This window comes from Sphingorhabdus sp. EL138 (assembly GCF_900258045.1).
Taxonomy (GTDB): Bacteria; Pseudomonadota; Alphaproteobacteria; order Sphingomonadales; family Sphingomonadaceae; genus Parasphingorhabdus.
The window spans coordinates 379,941-402,948 of sequence record NZ_OGVD01000001.1 but is presented as its reverse complement, the minus strand read 5'-3'; the positions used below and the strand labels follow the sequence as shown (position 1 = coordinate 402,948).

The following is a 23,008-nucleotide window of genomic DNA, read 5'->3' as shown; positions in this document are numbered from 1 at the left end:
AGTGTGAAAGACGCCTAAATAGCATATAAGATTCAACATTCAATAGCTCAGCAGAGCTCCATTCCACTTTATTGAATTTTCCGATAGAAGGGGACCCCTGAACCAACCTTTCTGGATGGAAAAGTGAAAAAATAACTGTATTTAGAGTAATAACAGCCAGTATTATAGGAATACGGGCTTCCAACGAGTAATCCAAAGGATCTGATATCATTACCAAATTAGCTGGTGTCTGGCCGTTCTTTTCAGGGCGAGAGATTGAGTCCGTTAGCCGTGTTATTGAGTCTGGCAAAGTCAATTACTGGACTGGGCAGGAAGGGCGGAGGTTTGAGACTGAGTTTGCAAAATTATGCGGGGTCAACCAAGCTGTGGCTTTGGCAAACGGGACGCTCGCCCTTGATCTAGCTCTCAAGGCACTGGGGATTGGGCCTGGCGATGAGGTTATTGTTACCCCGAGAACTTTCATTGCCTCTGTTTCATCTGTCGTAAATGCAGGAGCGGCCCCAGTTTTTGCGGACGTCAATCGTGATAGCGGCAATATTGATCCGACGACCATTGAAGCAGTTATCAGTAAAAAGACCAAAGCCATTATTCCCGTGCATTTGGCGGGTTGGCCCTGCGACATGGCTGGAATAACAGCTCTAGCCAAGGCTCACAGGCTTTATGTTATTGAGGATTGCGCTCAAGCCCATGGGGCCAAAATAGGCGATAAAATGGTTGGTTCCATGGGTGATATAGGAGCTTGGTCCTTTTGCCAGGATAAGATCATGTCAACGGGTGGGGAAGGCGGCATGGTCACAACCAATAGTGAGAATCTGTGGTCAAAAATGTGGTCCTACAAAGACCACGGCAAAAGTTGGGATGCTGTATATAATCGAGAGCATCAACCTGGCTTTCGTTGGCTTCATGAGAGCTTTGGTACAAATTGGCGGATGCTTGAAGTACAAGCTGCCATTGGCAGGATACAAATTGAGCGTCTAGAGGATTGGATCAAAAGGCGGAATCTAATAGCACGCGCGATTTCTCAAAAACTCGAACATTTTTCAGATGCGGTAAGAGTTCCGAAACCAGATCATAACGCTACGCATGCCTATTACCGTCTCTACGCCTACGTTAAACCCCAAGGTCTAAAAAGCGGCTGGCATCGCGATAGGATTGTAGCCGAGATAAATGAAATTGGTTTTCCTGCATTCCAAGGCAGTTGTTCCGAAGTATATATGGAGAAAGCGTTCGACGATACCGGCTTCCGTCCATCAAGACGGCTTCCAGTGGCCAGAGAGTTGGGCGAAACCAGTTTAATGTTTCTGACTCATCCGACTATTACGGACAAGGATCTAGATGCCTATTGCAATGCGATAGAACAGGTAATGGAGAGAGCTTCGGCTTAGGCCCGATATGACTTTCTGCGGGCCATTATATCTTCCATCGTAGATATCATAGTTTAGGAAAAACCTCGACTGTTAGTTCCCCCGCAACTGAATTGGTGAATTGGCCATAAGGCGGATTGTAAAATACGACTGATACAGTTTCGCTTTCTGTTACCCAGCCATGCAACTGAACCGCGTTGATCGGCTTGTTGAAAGAAACGCTGACCGCATCACCGGACTTCGAACCTGGAACAACCAACTTGTGGAGAGAGCTGTCACCGATTTCCATTTTTTCCATATTGTATTTCGTTCTTATGGTTATCGGAGAATCCCGCACTATCAGATTCTTAACACCTGCGCCGGTGTAGTTAGTGAATCTGAGTCGAGCGTCGTGATTTTCGAGATTGTCTTCGACAACAATCCCTCTGATGTTATTATCTGTGCAATAAAAGGCAGGAGCCGAACTGGTGGTATTGACATCCCCCATTAAGTTGCGACGAAAGGACCAATTTTCAGCGAACTCTTTCAGTTCAACTTTCAGCCCGATATTATTTATAAATTCAAAAGCTGTATTGACCAACGACGAATTGGAATTGCCACCGTCCTGAACAACGACCCTGGAAGAAGCCTCAAAATAGTTTGAATCGAACTTGTGTCCTTTGTTCCAGATAAAAGAATAGACATCACAACCGCCGTAGTTTCCCTGTATTGCGTTACCCCGAAACGAGCATAGCGAAGATTGATATAGTGCGATGCCGATACCGTTTCGCTCAATAACGTTGTCCACCACGGTAATGGTTGTGACGGCTTGCGTAAGCTCAATGGCGATGTTGTTGTAACGAAAATGGTTGCTTCTTATCGTTGCTCCGTAACCCAACCTGGTTTTGATCCCCACCCCAAAGCGAGCAATCTCGCAATTACTGATGGTTGAAGCTGCATCAAACTCCCAGTAAATGCCGGTCTGGCTTGAGTCGCTTCCTGCAAAGACGTTTGCCTCCGTTTTAAACCGAAAGTAGCTCAAGGGAATAGATGGGATCACTTCGTCGGGTACGCGCCCCGTACCAATGTATGAAAGATTATGCATAATCAGTGACTGTGTGTAGCCGCCTGAAACGGGCGCGTTCGCGCCGCCTATTAATCCGATACCTGGGCCAGTATACTGCAATACAGTCTTATCTTTACCTTCGCCGGTAATGATCACCACTGGTACCCTGGTAGTATCTTTTTGAAAAAGGGTGCCAAAATCAACGGTCTTGGCAAAGCGATATGTGGCTCGCACAAAAGGTACAGGGCAAACAAGATGTAAAGGTCGATTGGTCTTTAGCGCTGCGATTATTGCTGGCGTATTGTCCTCAACATTTATTCCGCCACCAAAATCTTCAAGCGAGACCGGCGCCTCCCTCAGCTTTAAATCTGAGCTTCGTGCCCGCGCGCCAGTCCCAGACTGTATAAATGGAGTTGCTCCATCGCTTTGCCGCGCGGAGGTAGAACTTCGCTTCGGAAGTTCCTCATCATCTTTATTCCGGGCGATTTGCTCGTTTTGTCGTGCGCTTGTCTTTTGGACCAATGCCATCGACGACATCGCAGTGATTATCGCTTTCAGAACGCCTCGCCGGTGTTTTCGATTGCTTTTCATATCTGGCAATAGCGCTAGTTTTCTTTCAACAAGCGCGCCGGATTTCCTGCAACAACAGCGTCCGCCGGCACATCTTTGGTAACTACCGCCCCCATCCCAACGACCGCCCTAGGACCAATGATCAGGGGCTTTTCAGGCGTACCCTGCTTCAGGACGGCACCGGCACCAATATATGCCTGGTCGCCAATGTGGACGTTTCCATTGCATTTCACTCCGGGGGCAAACGTAACATAATCTCCGATGATACAGTCATGCTCGACATAACTATAAAGATTGCAGTGAAAATGCCGCCCTATTCGTATGTTGCTAGTCAACGTTGTATAGGGCGAGAAAATGGCGCCCTCTTTGACTTCACAATCGGCCATTCTAACGTGCTCGCGTGCGACTACCGAATGAAAACGCAGACCGTCCTTTGCACATCGTTCGGCTAACCTTCTTCTAACCTGCCCATCTGCGATGGCTATTGTCACAAATTTGCTGATTGACGGCCGATCGAGAAAGTCGTGATAAGTAAGGACTGGGAAATCGTTCACTGATTCTAAGGCACACCCATCGTCGATAAAAAGCCTTTCACCATCAAATTCCTGTGTGCTTGAGCCCAACAAGGGCATAACACCCCGACCACATCCAGAAGCGCCGTAAATGCCATAGGATGTTGATACCATTAGCTTTTGGAGCCTGTAAATATGGGCATGGTTGCGTCATCGGCAGCATTTATGCCTTTGCGTGCAATCGTCTTCCCAAGCGTAAGAAACAATATCTTAACATCCAGCCAAAATGACTGATTGTCCACATACCAGACATCATATTTAAATTTTTGTTCCCAACTGATCGCATTACGACCATTAATCTGTGCCCACCCGGTAATGCCCGGCTTTACTTCATGACGGCGAAGCTGCTCTTGATTGTACAAAGGCATATATTGCATAAGCAATGGTCTTGGGCCGACCATACTCATGTCCCCATTCAAAACGTTCCAGAGCCCAGGAAGTTCATCCAAGCTTGTATTGCGCAAAAAAATTCCAAATTTTGTGAGTCTTTTGGAATCAGGCAATGGATCTCCCTTTTTATCAACAGCATTGCGCATGGTTCGAAATTTCACCATCATGAATGGAGAGCCTTTAATACCCGGGCGCTTTTGGGTGAACAGAACCGGTTTTCCCATCACCATCAATATAAGTATTGCAATAATCAAAATAAGTGGTGCTAAAAGCAGCATAAGAAATATGCTTACACATATATCAAAAATTCGCTTCATAACGCTTGCCATTTATTCACTGACAAATGATATATTAGTAATTGTCGCATCAAAACCGTCAGAGCCTTCGTTTGCGCGTCCGGAAATATCCAGCCAGTAATAGGAACAATTGCTTCGAATACCTTCCACCATCCTAACATTTTTTCCTGCACGTAATGGGATTTTTACCGGCTTGAATCTGGGTGTGATGGCTTGGGCACATTTTAACTCCGCGATCAATATGCCTATACCTTCTGGCGCAGAATTAAGAGTGGCACTAAAAATAAAATCTCCTGCGGGAAGCTTTATAAGCTGGCGCGCGAAGATGCCGCCTGCGCTGCCAATGGCACTGACGTTCATGGTGCCGTTTGTGCTATCTATATCTGAGCCGAAATCACCGTTGGACACAACCTGCCAATCCAACGGTGGATAAGTCGAAGCTTGTTCGAAGTTACCGCCGCGAACAAATGATCCCCCAGTGGCTTTCCGTCCCGTCAACCTATGATATAGCTGCAGCGCCTCATCAAATAACCCGGCTGCAACCAGATTTTGAATTAATGCATTGTCCGCATAGACATTTGCCGGGATTTTTTTCTCGTCAATTAGTTCCAAGCGCAGTGTCGCAGCGTTGCTTAAAGACGGTTTCTCATAGATAATTATTTCCCAGAATCGCCTTGCCCAAGGAGGATTTTTGGCGAGTAGTTTTGCCAGGGGATCGATAAAACGATCATCCGCTAACACTTTGGCAACTACCGGCAGAAAAGTCGATGAAGCGATACCGCTCGTCCGCATGGAGATATCATAATACTTAAGCACACCATCCAGATCATCGCGCTTTCCATTGTCAAAGATCATCCAAGCGCTTGTCAGACTGTCTCGCCTTGAAAGCTCGACGCTTTGCTCCATCAAACGTCGCCTGCTTTGCTCCTGAGCGCCCAGCGCCATAACTGTTACTGCGCTAGAGGCATTTGGTTCATGAGCGAAAGCGCGCTCGGCAATTTCTGTTGTGGAGGCATTGATTGAATCGGGAAAGCTGTTCTTATTGTTAATAATCGCTTCTCGAACGCTTCTTCCCGCAGAAGATTGCAATGCGAAGCCATTTATCGGCCAAACGGATGTAGCAAGTTCTGGTGCCTTTTTCTTGGTAATACCACCTAGAGATATCATTATGGAGACGAAGGCCAGCACGATCGCGATTGTCCAAATACCCAGCAAAGCCGAGACTTTGCGTGAATGGGGAGCGTGCCGAGATGGGTCTCGCTTTGGCATTTATGCTTCCACTTTGGCTCCATAGCTATATTGATAGTCATAGCCATATCCATAACCTGACTGCTGCGTCGAAACTTTTGTCACGATTGCTCCAAATATATGTGCCTTCGAAGATCGTACACGTTGTAACCCAGACTCAATACCCTTCATTTTCACACCATTCGCTTCAACAGTGTAAATAACACCTTCAACCGAATTGCTGAGCAAGGGTATGTCTGCAAGCCCCAACACCGGAGGAGCATCCACGATGATATGGTCAAATTCTTTCCCGAGTAGCACCACCAAGTCCGACATACGCTCACTGCTCAAAAGTTCCGCTGCATTGGGGGGTATCGGACCAGCCGTCATGGCGTGGAAATTCTCTATCGCTGTATTCTGGATCATATTCTTCATGTCATTCGAACCAGACAGGTAGTTGCTGAGCCCGGCTACATTTTCGATACCTAACATCCGATGAAGTGATGGATTTCGCATATCGCCATCTACAAGCAACACTCTTTTACCCGCACTTGCTAAAACAGAAGAAAGAGCGAAAGCGGACGTACTTTTTCCTTCGTTTGGACGGGTACTTGTCATCAGAAAGGACCGGGGAACGCCATGATCAGTCAAAAAGGACAAACTGGTTCTTATCGAAAGATAGGCTTCCCAGGCTTGAGATTTCTTGTCTTGCAGGGATGTAATGATATCTTCTTTGTTCAAGTCGGGTATCGACCCAAGAACCGCGATGCCCAGTTTGTTTTTCAATTCCGAGGGGTCCTTGATAGATTGGTCGACTTGCTCTGATACGAAAACATATCCCAGGGCAACCAGTAGGCCGGCCAGAATGCCAAACAGCAGGTTCAGAATCACATTCGGGCTTGACGGCCTCTCGGGCGCGCGCGCGCGATCAACTACCGAAATGTTGTTACTACCTACTCCAGCAACGCCAATTTCTTTATATCTCTGCAACAATCCGTCGTACAGCTGACGATTGGTATCCACTTCACGCTGGTAAATATTATACTGGATGGAGGTCCGCCGCTCACCGCTAAACTCTGCTTTCAAAAGTTCCACTTTTCGCTGTAGGTCTTGTTCACTTTTCAACGCTTCGCGATAGCGAGCAATCGTGCCTGACCGAGATCGTGCATCTTCGCGGGCAATACTGGCGTCAAGGTCGGCAATTTGTGACGCCAATGCTTTCGCTGCCGGGTATTCAGGTTCAAACTGAACAAGTAACTTGGCATATTCTGCAGCTGCTAAAGCTCGCTGTTCTCGAATTCCATGAAGAGCGAGATTTGCCAAAGAGTTTTTGTCAGTTCCGTTGGACTGAACTTCACTCGCCGCGGCTATTCTTTCAGCAGTCGCCTTAGCCAGCGAAGTGTTCAATGCTTCCAAATTCGCGGATGCCAATGTCTGATTGCTTATCGTTCTGCCAGCACTGTCCTGCTTGGAAGAAAGAGTCACGATTTCATTGTTGTCGGCATATAGAACCAGTTTTCGTTCTGATTCTTCAAGACTTTGGCGAAGTTGAGCCAGTCGCTCCAAAAGAAACTCTCTTGCATCGGAAGTTGAATCATATCGCCGATCAAGATTGGACTCAATAAATTCACTGACCCACGTATTGGCAATTTCACTAGAAAATTGCGGGTCAGGGCTATTGAAGCTGACATCAATCAGGCTGGAGCCACGGATGGGAGAGATGGAAACGTTTTCTAGCAGGATTTGGGCAGCAAGATTTTGCCTCTTGTTTCTCTCGGCGGCACTCATTCTATTTGTATTCGAGGCAATTAAACCGCTGTTGTCCGCATCAACACCAAATAAATCGAAAAATGATTCCTGCGAGGCCAGATTTTTCTGTCTTACCACCCGCTCTGCCAGCGAATGAGCTTCGAGAAGAGAATATTGGGTCTGGTAGAATTCTAGATTCTGACCAACATCATCATTTTTTACGCCTTCGACGTTTGTTACCTTGTCTTGCGTTCGGTTGATTTCAATCCGGGACGTTGCTGTGTAGTGAGGCGTCATAAGCAGCGTCGTGATTACGGATAAAATAACTGCCGTAATAATGATTACTATAATAGCGATTTTGTGGCGGAGTATGGCCTGCCAGTATTGTAACAGAACCGGGTTTTCTTGAGCAGCGCCCTCGTACAACCGTTTTTTATCCCGCTCTCGCTCATTGTTTTCTTCAAAAATGGTCATTCAAAAAGTACTACCTAAATTTAACGCTGACAAGATTATCTGTTTCAGTTTTGGAATAAAATGATCAGGGGTGTAGTTAGCAGCGGCGAGGCCTGTAAAAAGTCTTTGAATATTCTTCTTGCTTGGGAATCGCCAACAATAACGACATCGTTTGCAAAAACCTCTGGATCTGAATAGTTGCCGCGGCGGATATCCTTAAGGTTGTATAGGCCAGCCATTTGTTGGCCATCAGCATTACGAAAAATAACGACATCGTTAAGTTTAGCAAATTCTGTTGTGCCGCCCGCAGTTGCAACGGCACGCATCAAGGTCATTCTTCCAATTACAGGATAGAGGCCAGGCTTATCAACTTGTCCGTCAACGGTGATGACCTGACTAACCGTTTCGTCCAGATTGACCGTCACCTGAGGATCCCGAACATAACGACCGCGAAGCCTTTTTTCAATCTCATTTGCGAGTTCGTCAGGTGTCGAGCCCGCAGCCTCAATTACGCCAACCAGTGGAAAGGACAAACGGCCACTAGCATCGATCTGGACTTTCTTATTTAAATCTTCAATCCCGAAAACATCGATGTTGAGTTTGTCAAATGGCCCAATCAAATAGGGTCTGTTCGTTGCCAGCAAGTCTGCTCGTGATGGTTCCGGCAAATCGTCCGAAGAAACAAGTGTCACATTGGGACTGGAGCCTACAACTGAAGAGCCCGCACATGATGCAAGCAGCACGGGTAACAAAAGCAGGGGGAGGCGAATCAACATAAATACGAGTTTCCATTTTTTTCGAACCGGTTGATAGACGAGTGATCCGGTGACGTAAACCATCCGATTTGGTCTGTCGCTCATCTCGACCGTATTGGGCTTTCGTTCAATCGAAATTGCCTTCTCCTAACGGTTAGACCGAGCCGTCGCTTCAGAAAATACACAAAGAAAAACCGCTAGAACAGCCATCATGGATGGTACCCTGAGAGGGTAGTCACCGATGCTCGCTGCGACAAGAAACCCAATTATAGTGACCGAGAGGAATATGCGACTACGTCTGCTTTTTGTAATTGAACTATCAAACACTCGCCGACTTCGGGCAAGCAGCCACCCCAGAAATACAACAATTAGAACTACTACCGGCAACCCGCCCTCGATCAAAATTTGCAACCAATCGCTATGAGCTTGATTCAGATACTCTGCTTTGAGCAGGTCAAGTGGTTCAAAAATCTTATAGACATGTTCAAAAGACCCAAAGCCGGTACCCCACGGCATATATTCTTGAACCATTGTTAGCAGCGTCGGTAGAAGATCAAGCCTCAGTTCTGCCTGTGCATCACCACTTGTAAGACGATCAAATGCAGCAGTTCTTGATGCATAAAAAGCGGCGCCCACTATCGATACAAGCGTCAATATGAACGCCCCCGCAATCAAATTTTTGATAGAAAATCTCTGCCAGAATTTGAACTTTGACTTTCTCACTCGTTTGGTATTTTTTTTGGGCGCATCCGAAAAAAATTTGCCATTGTAAACGAATAGCAAGGCAAAAATAAAGGCGGGCAGTGCCAGTACAAGTCCGGCGCGAGAACCGGTAATAAAAATTAGTGGCAACAGCACAAATATTGATGCGATTGCCGCGCTGACTTTAATTGTGGCAGATTTCTCAGACCGCTTTATTGTTCCGGCATACCAGGCTGCGATAACTATTGCGCATGCCAGCAAGACAGCCTGATGATTTCGATTGGCAAACAGGCCAACAGCTTGTCCGTTGTTGGTAATTTGGTAGAAATACAATGGGCCACTTGAAGAGCCGCCTAACTGCAGCATCGCCAAAATGGCGCTAAAATATGCCAGTAATAATATGACTACAAGTGCTCGCCGTTGGTCGGGCCTCTCCAAATTCATGAATAGCAGCATCGCGGCTAGGGGGACAGACAGTGAGAACAAGCTATTGAGTGTTTTTGAAGGCGAAAGTGTGAGCGGACGCCACGGCTGCTCCATCCCTGCTAGCGTTGCGATATCAAAGTAAATCTGCCTTTGTGGCAATTCTGACCAAACCGAAGGCGGTAATGGTGCAAGTTGCAGCATCATAAGTATGGCTAAGGTAGCTAGCATAAAGACCGGGAGCAGGTTTCCAGTCCAACGCCTATGGCTCGAAACCGAGAAAGCATATGCCACGAAAATAATAGACAATGGCCTCAGCAACAAGAGCGATTGGATGTCATCTCGCGATCCGCCACCCATCAGAAAAATACAAACGATGAATAACGTAAACGCATAAAATCTAGCGTTGGCGGAGGATACTGCTGCCGGGAAAGCCGACAGCCATTTGGCTGTTAGCTTGTTCAATTTTACTGTTTTCAAGCCATATCCCATCTCAGTCTCAACCACGCTTCAAGTATTGCGCTCCGTTCTTGTCTGTAATCAAAATGACAAAAATTTGGTGCTGTGAGAGGTCGCTATAAGGTCTTCTGTGGAGGGCATCAATGACCTAAATGCGATCAGGGCTATTGGTGCTAGTCATGTTAATAGATGGCGGACACGGAGGGATTCGAACCCTCGAAGGACCGTGAGGCCCTTGCCTCCTTAGCAGGGAGGTGGTTTCAGCCGCTCACCCACGTGTCCGCACGACTGGCTTGGCCAAGGCCATGCGCTATAACGGGGCATCGCAGTGGCTGCAATGGGTAAAGTGCCTGCTGAAGCTGTCAATTTGGCTTAGTGGACAAAAACCATGCGGAACCTGGTCTGTTTAGCGCAATCCGGCCATGTTTGAAGCCAAACGCGGGTTCGAACACTCAACAGGTCGTAAAATCGACTCGGGTCGTCGTCCGTTCATTGCGTAGTCATCACGAAACGCCAAAGTCGAAAGCGGCTGGTATGGGAAGGAGTTTACCCATGTCTAAGTCGTGCCCAAAGGAAATGTTTGTGAAAAAAAATATCCGCGAGAGTCTCGGTTCGAGATTGCTTGGCCTGTTCGCCGTCGCCGCATTGGCATGCACACCAGCCATGTCGCCTGCATTTGCGCAGGTACAGACGATTGATCCGAATGACGCGATTGATGCTGATCTCGATACTCCTGACTATGATGGAAATTTTGAAACGCCTGAGCCAGAGCAAAATACTACCGTCAGCGGCGATATTAACAGCGACATCGCCCAACCCGGTCAGGTTGATGATGGCACAGGCTATGACGATGCCGTCAACGAGAACAGCTATGACCAAAATGGCTACGACGAAAACGGGAATGTTATCGCGAATGTTGACGAAGCGACCACTTATCAGGACGATGACCTTATCGGCGCGGCTGAGGGCGTATTCGGCAAAGGCGCCAAGGGCCTTGCCGGAGTTATTGAAGACATCTTGAAGAAACAGGGTCGGCCCAATGCCTATATTGCGGGGCGTGAAGCATCTGGCGCTTTCGTGGTAGGTCTGCGTTACGGCTCCGGCAAGTTGCACCACAAGATTGAGGGTGAACGACCCGTCTACTGGACCGGACCATCTATCGGTTTTGATGTTGGTGGCAACGCGGCGAACAGTTTTGTCCTAGTTTATAATCTCTACGACACTGAAGATCTTTATCAGCGCTTTCCTGCGGGGGAGGGCGCGGCCTATTTTGTTGGCGGTTTCCATGTGAGCTATTTGCGCAGCGGCGACAAGGTCCTGATCCCGGTGAGACTGGGTGCAGGTTTGCGGCTAGGCGCAAATGTTGGCTATATGAAGTTCAGCAAAAAGCAGAGATGGCTGCCGTTCTAAGGCGAATCTAAGCCGTAACGGCGCGCAATTTCTCCATGCGTGAGAGATAGCGCGCCAGTATATCAATCTCCAGATTGACCTGATCACCGGCTTTCAAATCTGCGAAAGTCGTGACGCTCGCGGTGTGCGGAATAATGTTCAGGCCGAAAATCGTACTGCCATCCGGCTGATCATCGACAGTGTTGACGGTGAGTGAAATGCCATCGACGGTGATGGAACCTTTTGGTGCCAGATAGGGCGCAATGTCGGCGGGGGCGTGGATGTGGACCGGATGCGAATCGCCCTCTGTTTCCACCGACACTATGTCGCCCACTGCATCGACGTGGCCTGTGACAATATGACCGCCAAGTTCATCGCCGACTTTCAAGGCCCGCTCAAGATTGAGCTTGCCGCCTTGTGACCACATGGATTTCGCGGTTTTGGATATGCTTTCAGCTGAGATATCCACTGCAAACCAGTCTGACCCTTTGTCAACAACCGTTAAACAAGCGCCAGAGCAGGCTATGGATGCACCAATGTCAACGCTACTCATGTCATAGTGACAGGATATCACCAGCCGCAGATCGCCGCGCTCCTCAACCTTGGTTATTGTACCGATATCGGAAACTATGCCTGTAAACATGGGAAGCCTTTATAAAATCCAGGCCGCGAACTTAGGCGGCCCGTTCATATATCTCAAGCACATCGTTGCCCAAATCGCGGCGATCCAGCCGGGTCCATTGACCGTGAGCGACGTCAAGACTGCCAATGCCAATATCGCCAATGCCTTGTAAACCGCCGCCAATGATGATCGGTGCCCGATAAAGCAGTAAGCGATCGACCAGATCGGCTTGCAGGAAAGAGGCAGCGGTAGTAGCACCCCCCTCGACCAGCAGCCAGTTTGCTTGATCCAACTCCGCAATAGCCTGGGGTTCGGAAATTTCGGTCCAGTGATCTCCGACCTCCGCTTTGCCGAGAACCACCGGTTGGGGTGAGCGACCTTCCAATCCGGCAAGACGGACATCCAGTCCAGGATTGTCGGCCGCTACCGTACCGGCCCCAACCAATATGGCATCACACCGTGCCCTTTCGAGATGGGCATGCGCGCGCGCGCGGTCGCTGGTGATCCATTTGCTGGTACCGTCGGCCATGGCGATACATCCGTCCAAGGACAAGGCGAGTTTCAGCGTGACATGCGGACGGCCTTTTTCCATGCGCGCAAAAAATCCAGCCATTGCGCGGTGCGCCTGCTGTTCCAACAGACCGACAGATACGGAAATACCCGCATCACCCAAGCGATCGATCCCTTGCCGCCGAGTGCGTTCGTCAATATCCAGGGTTGCGACGATGACGCGCGCAGGCGCTGCTTCCTTTACAAGATTGGCGCAAGTCGGCCCGCGTTTGCTTTCATGCGCACATGGTTCCATCGTGACGTAGATGTCGGCCCCCTTGGCGGCCTTGCCCGCTTGTGCCAGAGCCATCGCTTCAGCATGCGGCCGCCCCCCTGGCTGCGTCCAGCCGCGGCCGACTATAATATTGTTCTTGACGATGATGCAGCCAACGTTGGGATTATCACCGGTTCGGCCGCGTCCGCGTTCCGACAAGGCGATCGCCGCCGCCATATAGCGTGCGTCACTCTGAGCCATCAGCATGTCAGGCCGGCTGGCCGTTCCACTTCCACTTCGCCGCGCGCCAATCGGTCCGCTTTTGCTTCGCGTTCAATCGCGTCAACATCCATGCCCGAGATTCGGCCCAACGATTTCATCGCTTCTCTGCGTTTCGTTTCCTGCTTGTCTTTCAGGCATTGTACGGCCCAGCGGTCTTTCATGATATCTTCGTCCGTGCGGTCAAGTGTCCAGTTTTCGACATAGATAACTTCTTGTGGAACATAGACGTCCGTATTGACCTTCGGGTCGATGATAAACAGGAAGAAGATGAAACCGGAACAGAGAAAGGCCAGAAAGGCCGGCATCGCCTGTTCCTTTGGACTCCGGCGCAAAAGAGTAATCAAGTCCTTTAAACCGCCGCCGACGGAAACATCTTTTAGCATCTTCATTATTGTTAAATAGGGTGCAAAAACGCGGATGACCAGCCCCGTTGCGGCATATTCTGTATCATCGGGGCTGGACTTCGCATTTTCAGGCTCAGCTGTTAATCTGGAACCGGACTTTCAGGGTCATCCAACTTTCAAAAGGCGCACCATCCTTCGTCGCCGGTTCGAAACGCCATTTTTTCAGGGCATGCCGTTTGGTTGCGGTCCAAAAGCCTTCGTGCGGACTATCAACCAGTTCAATCTGCTTGGCCCGACCATCGGTTCCGACGAGAACGCGTACAGTGATCATTCCTTCCTCGCCCATTCGCAGCAATCCGGATGGATAGGGCGGCTGAAACTGAGCGCTAAAGCGGTTATTCAATTTCGCATCTGCAATGACCGGTTCCGGAATGATCTCGATTGGAGCTATTGGAGTCGTAATCCGATCCCCTAAACTACCGATGTCTATGCCATCTTCGATACCGGCAAACGTTATCGCGGGCGGATCATTGAACACCGGTGGATTCACTATGGGTGTAACAGCCGTGACCGACTTTGGCGGTGGATTGGTCGCGACAATCGGCTCCTCAATCTTGGTGGCAGGTGTCGGCGGCTCTTTATCAACCTCGATCGGATAGGCCGTAATCACGCCCTCAAATGGTATCTCTGCGGTTATCGCAGGCAAAGCCATAGCGCCGGCAAAAAGCAAAGCGTGAACCCCCACGGCCAGTCCAATGCCTTTATAATTGGGTGGTTTATGCGCGTAAGTTGATGTGAAGCTCATAAGTCTGTCCTTTCATCCATCTCCTCGGATGACAGTGCAGCTGCCCCATTTATTGGCGCTATATCCCGCACCGTCATATGTGATGTTATACTATTACATATTTAAAATCAAGGACATGGCTCGCCAAAGCGGTGTAGGGTAGGGAAATCGGCGGCTATGAAAAGATGTTTTGCAGCCGTGCGAGGGCAGATTCTCGGCCAATGAGCGGAAGCAATGCGCCCATGTCCGGTCCGTGATCCAATCCGGTCAGCGCCTGACGCAGCGGCATGAACAATGACTTGCCTTTGCGGCCGGTGCCTTCCTTCAATGCTCCGGTCCAGTCTTTCCAGATCGTCTCTGACCAGGACAAGCCCTCCAGGGTTGTTCGGGCCTGATCCAGGAAGTCCTGATCTTCGGCCGACAAGTCGGGAGCGGCTACCGGGCCCGTCACCACCTGCCACCAGGCATCGATTTCACCCATATCATGCAGATTGGGCCGGACGACGTCCCAAGCCGCCGCAGACATTGCATCAGGCAGCCGATCCTGCACATCTTCATAGTCCAGCAGGTGCACTATCTTCTGGTTCAGCTGGGTCAATTCTTCGTCATCAAAGCGCGCTGGCGCCCGTCCAAAGCGTGAAAAATCAAAAGTTTCCACCAACGTCATAACGTCTGCAATTGGCTCCACCGGGTCGCTGGTGCCGATACGGGCAAGTAACGCGACAATCGATTGCGGTTCAATGTTGCGCTCGCGAAAACCGCCTACGCCCAAGGACCCCAAGCGCTTGGAAAGCTTGCCCTCTGTCCCCACCAGCAATGCCTCATGGGCAAATTCCGGTGTGTTAGCGCCAAAGGCCTGAAACATCTGAATCTGGACCGCGGTATTGGCGACATGATCCTCGCCGCGCACGACATGGGTGATGCCCATATCCATATCATCGATGGTCGATGGCAGCATATAAAGCCAACTGCCATCTTCACGGCGGATGACCGGATCGGACAGCAAGGCCGGATCAAAATGCTGGTCGCCGCGGATCAGGTCGGTCCACTCAATCGATATGTCGTGATCCAACTTGAAGCGCCAATGTGCCTTTCGGCCTTCTGCTTCAAAGGCTGCAATTTCCGCATCGGTTAGTTCCAGGGCTCCCCGATCATATGTCGGCGGCTTGCCGCGACCGAGTTGAACCTTGCGCTTCAGATCCAGTTCTTGCGCGGTTTCATAGGCGGGATAAACCCGGCCCGCTGCCTTTAACGTCTCGAACTGCTCTTCGTAGCGGTCGAAACGTGCCGACTGCCGCTCTTCGCTATCGGGATGGATGCCGAGCCAAGCGAGATCAGCGCGTATAGCGGTGACATATTCCTCCTTGGAGCGTTCCTTGTCGGTATCATCCAGCCGCAGCAGAAATTCGCCACCCTTTTTCTTGGCGAACATCCAGTTGTGGAGCGCCGTGCGGATATTGCCGACATGAAGATGCCCGGTGGGCGAGGGTGCAAAGCGGGTTTTAATGGTCATATCGTCCTAAATGCATTGGTAATGGGATAGCGCCGGTCTCGGCCAAAATTTCTTGTGCCCAGTTTTACGCCGGGAGGCGCCTGACGCCGTTTATATTCGGCTATATAGAGCAATTTTTCGATCCGTATCACGGTTTCGCGATCAAAGCCGCGTTCGACAAGATCAGAAACCGATAATTCTTCCTCCACCAGCCCGTGGAGCAGGGGATCGAGAACTTCATAGTCCGGCAGGCTGTCGCTGTCCTTCTGGTCTTCACGCAGCTCCGCGCTTGGCGGTTTGGTGATGATGTTGTCGGGCATGACAGGCCCATCAGGCCCCATGCCGAGCGATGGCTTGTTGCGATTGCGCCATTCCGACAGTTTGAAACAGGTCAGCTTATAGGCGTCTTTTAGCACCGAATAGCCGCCCGCCATATCGCCATAGATGGTGGCATAGCCGACGCTCATCTCGCTCTTGTTACCGGTGGTCAGCAACATATGGCCAAATTTGTTGCTCATCGCCATCAGCGTCACGCCGCGGATGCGTGACTGGATATTCTCTTCGGTAATATCGACCTCTTCATCGGCAAAACTACCTTCGAGCATGGCGTCAAAACCTTCGACTGCGGGCACAATTGAAATCGTGTCGAGCCGCGTGCCAAGCATCTGAGCACAGCTTGCCGCATCGTCGAGGCTTTCTTGGCTGGTAAAGCGCGACGGCATCATCACGCACCACACCCGATCCGCGCCCAAGGCGTCAACCGCCACTGCCGCAGACAGGGCGCTATCGATGCCGCCAGACAGACCAAGAATGACGCCAGGAAAGCGGTTGGCATTCACATAGTCGCGTAAGCCAACTATCATCGCGTTATAAATATCGGCCGGATGATCATCGAGCTTGTGAATCTCGCCGGGCGCGCAAGTCCAGTCCCCACCCTCATTCGACCAATAGGTATCAACGATGGCCTCGTCCCAGTCAGGAAGCTGGTGCATTACACTGGTGTCGCCGTTGAGGACGAAGCTCGCTCCATCGAACACCACTTCATCCTGGCCGCCAATCCGGTTGAGGAAAAGCAACGGCAGCTGTGTTTCCCGTACGCGCTGCGTTGCCACCTGGCCCAGCCGCCGATCATCTTTCTCAATCTCATAGGGGCTGCCATGGACAGAAATCAGCATTTCCGCGCCCTGTGCTTTCAGATGTTCACAGACGGTCGGGAACCAGACATCCTCGCAAATGGGCAGGCCAATTTTACAGCCGCGAAAGTCGATGGGTTCTGGTAGCGGCCCGGATGTGAACAGGCGCTTTTCATCAAACGTGCCGTAATTGGGAAGCTCAACCTTATATCGCACCTCTTTGATCTGGCCGCTTTCAAGCAGCGCAATGCCGTTATAGAGATGGCCCTTGTCACGGAAAATCGACCCTACCAACATGGCTGGCGCGCTATCTTTTGTCGCGTCGGCCAATCGCTGCAGTTCTGTTTCCGCACGTTCGACGACCGCCGGTTTCAGCACCAGATCTTCGGGCGGATAGCCAATGAGCTGCAGCTCCGGAAAGACAATCAGGTCGCTATCCGGTTTTGACCGATAGACGGCGATCATCGCGTCGGCATTGCCGCGCAAATCGCCAACCGCCTGGGTCGTTTGGGCAAGGGTGATGGTAAGCTTTGCTGTCATCCCGCCCTGATAGAAAGCAGTGCTGCGCTCGGCAAATGAATTGTTCCAAATGATTGACTAGAAGATCAACGATCCCATGATCCGGCCGGGTATGAAAGCAAACAGACCAGCAACCAAGAGCCCGATATAAGGGCCCTGCATCGCCCGGTAATGCTCTACAACATTGCCGCGCCGGATTTGCCAGATACCGTAAGGAATCGAAAGCAACGTCACAACCGAGAAGATATGGATGAAGCTTAGTCCTGTTCCACCAATGCCTTGTCCCGGACGACCGATCCAGAAGCTGACAATGGCGGTGGTTACCATCAATATCCCCCAGATACGTCCCATATGCATATGGAGCCGATCACCCTTTTTCCGCCACAAGATATAAGCGCCTAGCGGAAGGGCCGGGATTACAGTGGCAAGATGAATGATGACTGGCAGGCTGATCGATCGCTTTTGCGCAATCTCTACATCGGCGCTGTAAGCAAAGCCGCCGTAGAGGGAAGATAGTGCCATCAAAACCAACGTGGCCAATAGTGTTGCGCCGCCTACCAGAATGACATTCTGAATAGCATATCCGCTTTTCTTGAGTATCTCAGATTGCACTGCGCTTTTCGGCTTCGCCATGATTTCCCCGTTGGTTCAATTCGTTGCCGACCAGATTGGCTATCCGAAAGTGCAATTCCAGCTTGCTTACGCCGGTGGTTGTCTCTTATTCGTGAATTGCGCCAGAAACAGGCAATTTGCCCATTCACGAAGCGTCAATGGACAGGTTGGATGGCGGTTTGGGGGTTAAATGGGCGGCAGTGTTAGAAAATGGTCCGTGAGATGGATTGCTGTCGAATTGCTGGTCATGGCGCTTATCGGGCTGGTCTTCGGTTTCCTCGGTCCGTTTGGCACTTACGGGATGCCGGTGGCCCTGCGCCTTGCCTATTGGGTCGGCTTCATCATCATTGGCTATGCGATTTTCAGACCGGTTTCGATTAGCGCTGGATGGCTGCGGGAAACTATTGCCATGCCTTTTTGGACCGCCGAGCTTTTGGCAACGGCGATTGCGGCTTTGCCGCTTACCTTCCTGATCGGCTTCGCCATGTCAGGCATGCGGTTCGATCCCTCCTTTTGGGGCGACCGCTTTCTCATACTCTATCTGCAATGCGCCGTGATCGGTTTCGGCATCTTCCTTTTCATGCGGCTGCTCTTTGGGCCGGATGGGTCGAGCGCCGAAAGCGAAGGGGTGCAGGAACCGCCCCAAATAGTATCTGATTCTGCGAAAATTGCTCCGGTGCAGACAAAATTGCATGACCGCCTATCGGGTTTCCCTGACAGTATCATCGCTCTTGGCGTGGAAGATCATTATGTCCGCGTCCATGGCCCCGACCGCGCCGAAATGCTGTTGATGCGGCTGAGTGATGCTATCAGGGAAATGGAACCGCTGGAGGGAATGCAGGTCCATCGCAGTTGGTGGGTGGCGCGCGACGCCATTGTGACGTCAAAGCGCGAAGGACGGAATCTGCGATTGGTGCTATTTGGCGGGTTAGAAGTTCCGGTTTCCCGCGCCTATGTCACCAAACTGAAACAATCTGGCTGGATTTAACCGAAAGGCACTTTCGATTTGCGGCGCACCTGTTAAACGGAGCCTCGAAACATTCACATAGGGTCGGCGATTCTGATGCAATGGCTGGCCTGTTCGAGGGGAAGCCAATCAATGAAACTCATGTCCGGCAACAGCAATCTGTCGCTCGCTCAATCCGTAGCCGATTATCTGGATATCAAGTTGACCGATGCGAGCGTGAAACGCTTTGCGGACGATGAGATTTTTGTAGAAATCCATGAAAACGTGCGCGGCGAAGACGTCTTCATCATGCAATCGACCAGCTTCCCGGCCAATGACAATTTGATGGAATTGTTGATCGGTATCGACGCTCTGCGCCGTGCCTCTGCGAAGCGTATTACTGCCGTGATTCCCTATTTCGGCTATGCACGACAAGACCGGAAACCGGGCCCGAGAACACCTATTTCAGCCAAACTCGTCGCCAACCTTATCACTGAAGCGGGCGCTGATCGGGTGCTTTCGGTTGATCTGCACGCAGGCCAAATTCAGGGTTTTTTCGATATCCCTACCGACAATCTTTATGGTGCACCGGTAATGTCGGCGGACATTCAGGCCCGTTTTGCTGGTCATGAGCTGATGGTTGTGTCGCCGGATGTTGGCGGTGTGGTTCGTGCCCGCGCGCTCGCCAAACGGTTGGACAACGCGCCACTGGCAATTGTCGATAAACGCCGTGAACGTGCCGGCGAATCTGAAGTCATGAACATCATCGGCGATGTTTCCGGGCGTTTTTGTATATTGATCGATGATATTGTCGATTCCGGCGGAACGCTTTGTAACGCTGCGCAGGCGCTGAAAGATAAAGGCGCTACCGAAGTTGTCGCTTATTGTACCCACGGCGTTCTTTCCGGCGGAGCCGTGGCCCGGGTGAATGACAGCGCGCTTAAGGAGTTGGTGATCACCGATTCCATTGGTGCAACCGAAGCGGTTCAAGAATCGGATCGCGTGCGCCACTTGACGATCGCGCCTTTGTTGGGCGAAGCGATCAAACGTATTGCCGACGAAAGTTCTGTTTCGAGCCTGTTTGATTGATCTGAATTCCGGTTTCAAGAATCCCTAGGGGGAGGGAAAGCCATTGTGCCAAATCTAGAAACATTGATGAAATATCGCACTCATATTGCGGTCCTTGCGATCGCGATTTCGGTCTTCGCATGGATCACCGAGTTGGCAGGCTGGGTTTATATCTGCCCATATTGCCGTGCGCAAAGAACCGTAATCGGACTATTGGGGCTCCTTCTCTTGGCCAACCCGCAACACTGGCTAAATCGCTGGACATCATCGGTACTTGCTGTCCTCGGGCTGGTCGTCGCGGCCATGCAGCATTTCAATGGGTGGAAAAAGATCATGGCGGGAGAATTTTCCTGGGGTGAATATTGGTATGCAAATTCCTGGGTATTGTCTGGCTGTGCCCTATTTATAATAACAGGATTGATCCTTTATCTCTGGGCTTGGCGGCCTGCTAAACCGGAGTTATCTTGATTCGCGCTGTGTTTTTCAATGAGCGACGCTGGTCAAAGGACCATTTTGCTGCCAATTAAGGGAATATGACACCCAAGGATATCACTCTTGCTGAAAAGCTGGCCGATGCTGCGGGCGATGCCATTCGTCCCTTATTCCGTACGAAATTTGATCAGGAATCAAAGAGTGATTCGACCCCGGTAACCGAAGCTGATCGCGCTGCGGAAGCCGCGATGCGCAAGATTATCGAAACAGAATGCCCTGAAGACGGCATTATCGGCGAAGAATATGGCACGATCAACGAAGGTGCTTCTCGCCAATGGGTCCTTGATCCGATTGATGGAACCACCAGCTTCATCGCGGGGCGACCGATTTTCGGAACACTTATTGCGTTGATGCAGGATGATTGGCCGGTTATCGGGATTATTGACCAGCCGATAGCGCGAGAGCGATGGGTCGGAGTGGTAGGCCGGCCTACAACCTTTAATGGAGCTGCGGCTCAATCGGCGCGCTGCCGTGAGTTGAAGGATGCCGTGCTGGCAACCACAACCCCGCATCAGTTTGACGAGCATGACGCCGATCATTTCATGGATCTTGCGAGTAAAGTTGCGCCGCGCAAGATTATCTATGGCGGCGATTGCTACAATTATGGCTTGGTTGCCAGCGGCCATGTCGATGTGGTCTGCGAGGCAGGGCTCATGCTTCATGACTATGCTGCACTTGCACCGATTATTGATGGCGCCGGCGGGATGATGTGTGATTGGAATGGCGAACCGCTTCATGCGGATTCGGACGGTCATGTGCTTGCCATCGGCGATCAGGCGCGTGTCGATGACGTGCTGGAGGCTATTGCATGCAACCACTAGAGCCTGTCAGCAAAACACGGTTCGTCCTGCCGCCGCCACCGCTGCAACGCTATCTGACAACCTATTATTTCACCGATATTGAGAGTCCGGACGGGTCGGACATCTCGGACATGCTGCTGCCACAATGGGCCAGTGTCCGCTATATCCACTGCGGTAGCGTCAAAATGACAGTTCCTGACCACAAGCCTCAGGATTCGCCGCTGGCAGCAATGACCGGGCCGACCAGTTTGGCGGCTCCAATTTCGAGCAAATCATCACGAATTGCCGCAATTGGTCTGCTACCGCTAGGCTGGTACAAATTTGTCGGGCAACCCGCATCGCGGTGGGCCAACAAAGTGGTGGACGTTGAAACGGCGCACAAGTTCGACCTCTTTGCCAAAATCTGGAACGCCATCAGGGTTGCCGAGACCGAAGCAGAAATGATCGATGTCTTTAACCGGTTGTTGCTGGAAGCCCTGTCACCACCGGATCCGGAAGAGGAGCAGATTGAGGCTGCCCATCTGGCACTGACAGATCCTGATATTGACAGCGTTGGCGCGCTGAGTGAACGACTGCAAATGGATACCAAGCAACTGAGCCGATTTTCGAGCCGCGTTTTTGGATTTCTTCCGAAATTGCTGCTTCGCAGACAGCGTTTTGTTCGCACATTGGGTCAGGCCCTCATGAACCCAAACCAAAACTGGAGCGAGTGTGTCGATCTCAACTATTATGACCAGGCGCATTTCAACCGTGACTTCAAGCGATTCATGGGACTGACGCCGCGGCAGTATATGGCCCAGCCGCATCCCATCTTCGGGATCGGTGCGAGCGAGCGCACGAAGGCACTGGGGCGACCTTTACAGGCGATGGACAGGCCCGAAGACCCTGACTCTGACGATAATTGTAACGCTGCTTAACGAACAACTGCACAAAGCGACGATGAAACTGCATTATTTCTTGCATTTTGGGCGAATCTAGCTATTGCCGCCGTTCCGATGTGACGCACTGGCCAGTGTTGGGCTGCCACATGTGTCCGTAACGGTAACTTTTCAAAGGAGACCAAAATGCCCAAGTTGAAGACCAAAAGTGGTGTGAAGAAACGCTTCAAAATCACCGCAACCGGCAAGGTAAAGCACGGCGTAGCCGGCAAACGCCACCGTTTGATGAGCCATAACAGCAAATATATCCGTCAGCAGCGCGGCACCAAGAAATTGTGTGATGCCGATGCGCGGACAGTCAAGAAATGGGCACCTTACGGGCTTTAGTAGCTCGCGCTCCCATAGCTTCATAGAATTCAAGGATATAGAAAATGGCACGTGTAAAACGGGGTACGACCACTCGTACAAAACATAAAAGATTACTGGATCAGGCAAAAGGCTATTATGGCCGCCGCAAAAATACCATCCGCGTTGCGCGGCAGGCTGTCGAAAAAGCCGGTCAATATGCGTATCGCGATCGTAAAGTTAAAAAGCGGGCTTTCCGCGCCATCTGGATTCAGCGTATCAACGCTGCGGTCCGTGCAGAAGGCATGACCTATGGCACGTTCATTCACGGCACCAAGCTGGCCGGCATTGAGCTCGACCGTAAAGTCATGGCCGACCTAGCGATGAATGAACCCGCAGTGTTTAGCGGCCTCATCAAACAGGCGCAGGATGCTCTAGCGAAAGCTTAAGTGTTTAAATAATTTCAAAGAAGCGCCGGAGAGCAATCTCGCGGCGCTTTTTTATTGGGTTTTTCACCGCAGCCTGCTTTAGACG

The 23,008-nt window shown here is 50.8% G+C and carries 23 protein-coding genes and 1 tRNA gene; 9 read left to right on the top strand and 15 right to left on the bottom strand.

The window, feature by feature from the left end:
- Positions 1–206 precede the first annotated feature (206 nt).
- Positions 207–1,385 (top strand): DegT/DnrJ/EryC1/StrS aminotransferase family protein, encoded by a 1,179-nt coding sequence (locus tag DK507_RS01965; protein WP_109354413.1) that lies wholly within the window; start codon positions 207–209, stop codon positions 1,383–1,385.
- A gap of 46 nt (positions 1,386–1,431) precedes the next feature.
- Here DK507_RS01965 and DK507_RS01960 read toward each other — a convergent pair whose 3' ends face one another.
- The 8 genes from DK507_RS01960 to DK507_RS01925 all read right to left on the bottom strand — a co-directional run bounded on the left by DK507_RS01960 (position 1,432) and on the right by DK507_RS01925 (position 10,287).
- The gene (locus tag DK507_RS01960) at positions 1,432–3,000 is read right to left on the bottom strand and encodes a right-handed parallel beta-helix repeat-containing protein (protein WP_254054241.1); all 1,569 of its coding nucleotides are present in this window, start codon (positions 2,998–3,000) and stop codon (positions 1,432–1,434) included.
- Positions 3,001–3,014: 14 nt separating this feature from the next.
- Positions 3,015–3,665 (bottom strand): acetyltransferase, encoded by a 651-nt coding sequence (locus tag DK507_RS01955; protein WP_109354410.1) that lies wholly within the window; start codon positions 3,663–3,665, stop codon positions 3,015–3,017.
- Positions 3,665–4,258, bottom strand: coding sequence for a sugar transferase (locus tag DK507_RS01950; protein WP_174209010.1), 594 nt, complete (start codon positions 4,256–4,258; stop codon positions 3,665–3,667). The genes DK507_RS01955 and DK507_RS01950 overlap by 1 nt, the downstream gene beginning before the upstream one ends.
- A gap of 12 nt (positions 4,259–4,270) precedes the next feature.
- Positions 4,271–5,506: a hypothetical protein gene (locus tag DK507_RS01945; protein WP_109354406.1), complete on the bottom strand. Its 1,236-nt coding sequence runs from the start codon at positions 5,504–5,506 to the stop codon at positions 4,271–4,273.
- Positions 5,507–7,687, bottom strand: coding sequence for a polysaccharide biosynthesis tyrosine autokinase (locus tag DK507_RS01940; RefSeq protein ID WP_109354403.1), 2,181 nt, complete (start codon positions 7,685–7,687; stop codon positions 5,507–5,509).
- 44 nt (positions 7,688–7,731) lie between these two features.
- Positions 7,732–8,526 carry a polysaccharide biosynthesis/export family protein gene (locus DK507_RS01935; protein ID WP_254054225.1) on the bottom strand — a complete coding sequence of 265 codons (795 nt, stop codon included), beginning with the start codon at positions 8,524–8,526 and terminating at the stop codon, positions 7,732–7,734.
- Positions 8,527–8,568: 42 nt separating this feature from the next.
- On the bottom strand, positions 8,569–10,026 hold the full coding sequence (locus DK507_RS01930) for an O-antigen ligase (protein ID WP_162558845.1): 1,458 nt from the start codon (positions 10,024–10,026) through the stop codon (positions 8,569–8,571).
- Between the two features lie 169 nt (positions 10,027–10,195).
- A tRNA-Ser gene (locus tag DK507_RS01925) sits at positions 10,196–10,287 on the bottom strand.
- A 336-nt stretch (positions 10,288–10,623) separates the two neighbouring features.
- Here DK507_RS01925 and DK507_RS01920 point away from each other — a divergent pair.
- Positions 10,624–11,415, top strand: coding sequence for a DUF1134 domain-containing protein (locus tag DK507_RS01920; RefSeq protein ID WP_254054240.1), 792 nt, complete (start codon positions 10,624–10,626; stop codon positions 11,413–11,415).
- Positions 11,416–11,422: 7 nt separating this feature from the next.
- Here the strand turns inward: DK507_RS01920 and DK507_RS01915 are convergent, their stop codons facing one another.
- The 7 genes from DK507_RS01915 to DK507_RS01885 form a co-directional block, all read right to left on the bottom strand.
- On the bottom strand, positions 11,423–12,037 hold the full coding sequence (locus DK507_RS01915) for a riboflavin synthase (protein ID WP_109354399.1): 615 nt from the start codon (positions 12,035–12,037) through the stop codon (positions 11,423–11,425).
- A gap of 31 nt (positions 12,038–12,068) precedes the next feature.
- Entirely contained in the window at positions 12,069–13,040 is a 972-nt protein-coding gene (gene ribD / locus DK507_RS01910; protein ID WP_109354840.1) for a bifunctional diaminohydroxyphosphoribosylaminopyrimidine deaminase/5-amino-6-(5-phosphoribosylamino)uracil reductase RibD, read from the bottom strand.
- Entirely contained in the window at positions 13,040–13,366 is a 327-nt protein-coding gene (locus tag DK507_RS01905) for a hypothetical protein (RefSeq protein ID WP_162558844.1), read from the bottom strand. The genes ribD and DK507_RS01905 overlap by 1 nt, the downstream gene beginning before the upstream one ends.
- Positions 13,367–13,538: 172 nt before the next feature.
- On the bottom strand, positions 13,539–14,210 hold the full coding sequence (locus tag DK507_RS01900; RefSeq protein ID WP_109354393.1) for an energy transducer TonB: 672 nt from the start codon (positions 14,208–14,210) through the stop codon (positions 13,539–13,541).
- A gap of 154 nt (positions 14,211–14,364) precedes the next feature.
- Positions 14,365–15,702: a glutamate--tRNA ligase gene (gltX, locus tag DK507_RS01895; protein WP_109354392.1), complete on the bottom strand. Its 1,338-nt coding sequence runs from the start codon at positions 15,700–15,702 to the stop codon at positions 14,365–14,367.
- A complete protein-coding gene (locus DK507_RS01890) occupies positions 15,699–17,354 on the bottom strand; it encodes an NAD+ synthase (RefSeq protein WP_109354391.1) in 1,656 nt (551 codons plus the stop codon). The genes gltX and DK507_RS01890 overlap by 4 nt, the downstream gene beginning before the upstream one ends.
- A gap of 57 nt (positions 17,355–17,411) precedes the next feature.
- Positions 17,412–17,966, bottom strand: coding sequence for a DUF2306 domain-containing protein (locus DK507_RS01885; protein WP_109354389.1), 555 nt, complete (start codon positions 17,964–17,966; stop codon positions 17,412–17,414).
- A 196-nt stretch (positions 17,967–18,162) separates the two neighbouring features.
- Between DK507_RS01885 and DK507_RS01880 the strand changes: the two genes are divergently transcribed.
- The 7 genes from DK507_RS01880 (at position 18,163) to rplT (ending at position 22,923) form a co-directional block, all read left to right on the top strand.
- The gene (locus DK507_RS01880) at positions 18,163–18,933 is read left to right on the top strand and encodes a LytTR family DNA-binding domain-containing protein (protein WP_162558843.1); all 771 of its coding nucleotides are present in this window, start codon (positions 18,163–18,165) and stop codon (positions 18,931–18,933) included.
- A gap of 111 nt (positions 18,934–19,044) precedes the next feature.
- Positions 19,045–19,980 carry a ribose-phosphate pyrophosphokinase gene (locus DK507_RS01875; RefSeq protein ID WP_109354387.1) on the top strand — a complete coding sequence of 312 codons (936 nt, stop codon included), beginning with the start codon at positions 19,045–19,047 and terminating at the stop codon, positions 19,978–19,980.
- Positions 19,981–20,025: 45 nt separating this feature from the next.
- Positions 20,026–20,427, top strand: coding sequence for a hypothetical protein (locus DK507_RS01870; protein ID WP_216822313.1), 402 nt, complete (start codon positions 20,026–20,028; stop codon positions 20,425–20,427).
- Positions 20,428–20,492: 65 nt separating this feature from the next.
- Positions 20,493–21,272 (top strand): histidinol-phosphatase, encoded by a 780-nt coding sequence (gene hisN / locus DK507_RS01865; protein ID WP_109354384.1) that lies wholly within the window; start codon positions 20,493–20,495, stop codon positions 21,270–21,272.
- Positions 21,260–22,168, top strand: a complete 909-nt coding sequence (locus DK507_RS01860; RefSeq protein ID WP_109354383.1) for an AraC family transcriptional regulator — start codon at positions 21,260–21,262, stop codon at positions 22,166–22,168. Before hisN ends, DK507_RS01860 begins: the two co-directional genes overlap by 13 nt.
- 147 nt (positions 22,169–22,315) lie before the next feature.
- Entirely contained in the window at positions 22,316–22,516 is a 201-nt protein-coding gene (gene rpmI / locus DK507_RS01855) for a 50S ribosomal protein L35 (protein WP_108811566.1), read from the top strand.
- Positions 22,517–22,560: 44 nt separating this feature from the next.
- Positions 22,561–22,923, top strand: coding sequence for a 50S ribosomal protein L20 (rplT, locus tag DK507_RS01850; protein ID WP_108811565.1), 363 nt, complete (start codon positions 22,561–22,563; stop codon positions 22,921–22,923).
- The last annotated feature ends 85 nt before the right edge of the window (positions 22,924–23,008 follow it).

Bases quoted from the DNA above. Each gene is read 5' to 3' on its own strand.
- rpmI (WP_108811566.1), top strand. From the start codon at position 22,316: ATGCCCAAGTTGAAGACCAAAAGTGGTGTGAAGAAACGCTTCAAAATC.
- DK507_RS01890 (WP_109354391.1), bottom strand. From the start codon at position 17,354: ATGACAGCAAAGCTTACCATCACCCTTGCCCAAACGACCCAGGCGGTT.
- DK507_RS01935 (WP_254054225.1), bottom strand. From the start codon at position 8,526: ATGAGCGACAGACCAAATCGGATGGTTTACGTCACCGGATCACTCGTC.
- DK507_RS01950 (WP_174209010.1), bottom strand. From the start codon at position 4,258: ATGAAGCGAATTTTTGATATATGTGTAAGCATATTTCTTATGCTGCTT.
- DK507_RS01860 (WP_109354383.1), top strand. From the start codon at position 21,260: ATGCAACCACTAGAGCCTGTCAGCAAAACACGGTTCGTCCTGCCGCCG.
- rplT (WP_108811565.1), top strand. From the start codon at position 22,561: ATGGCACGTGTAAAACGGGGTACGACCACTCGTACAAAACATAAAAGA.
- ribD (WP_109354840.1), bottom strand. From the start codon at position 13,040: ATGGCTCAGAGTGACGCACGCTATATGGCGGCGGCGATCGCCTTGTCG.
- gltX (WP_109354392.1), bottom strand. From the start codon at position 15,702: ATGACCATTAAAACCCGCTTTGCACCCTCGCCCACCGGGCATCTTCAT.
- DK507_RS01945 (WP_109354406.1), bottom strand. From the start codon at position 5,506: ATGCCAAAGCGAGACCCATCTCGGCACGCTCCCCATTCACGCAAAGTC.
- hisN (WP_109354384.1), top strand. From the start codon at position 20,493: ATGACACCCAAGGATATCACTCTTGCTGAAAAGCTGGCCGATGCTGCG.
- DK507_RS01900 (WP_109354393.1), bottom strand. From the start codon at position 14,210: ATGAGCTTCACATCAACTTACGCGCATAAACCACCCAATTATAAAGGC.
- DK507_RS01885 (WP_109354389.1), bottom strand. From the start codon at position 17,966: ATGGCGAAGCCGAAAAGCGCAGTGCAATCTGAGATACTCAAGAAAAGC.
- DK507_RS01915 (WP_109354399.1), bottom strand. From the start codon at position 12,037: ATGTTTACAGGCATAGTTTCCGATATCGGTACAATAACCAAGGTTGAG.
- DK507_RS01875 (WP_109354387.1), top strand. From the start codon at position 19,045: ATGAAACTCATGTCCGGCAACAGCAATCTGTCGCTCGCTCAATCCGTA.
- DK507_RS01955 (WP_109354410.1), bottom strand. From the start codon at position 3,665: ATGGTATCAACATCCTATGGCATTTACGGCGCTTCTGGATGTGGTCGG.
- DK507_RS01905 (WP_162558844.1), bottom strand. From the start codon at position 13,366: ATGCCGGCCTTTCTGGCCTTTCTCTGTTCCGGTTTCATCTTCTTCCTG.
- DK507_RS01960 (WP_254054241.1), bottom strand. From the start codon at position 3,000: ATGAAAAGCAATCGAAAACACCGGCGAGGCGTTCTGAAAGCGATAATC.
- DK507_RS01940 (WP_109354403.1), bottom strand. From the start codon at position 7,687: ATGACCATTTTTGAAGAAAACAATGAGCGAGAGCGGGATAAAAAACGG.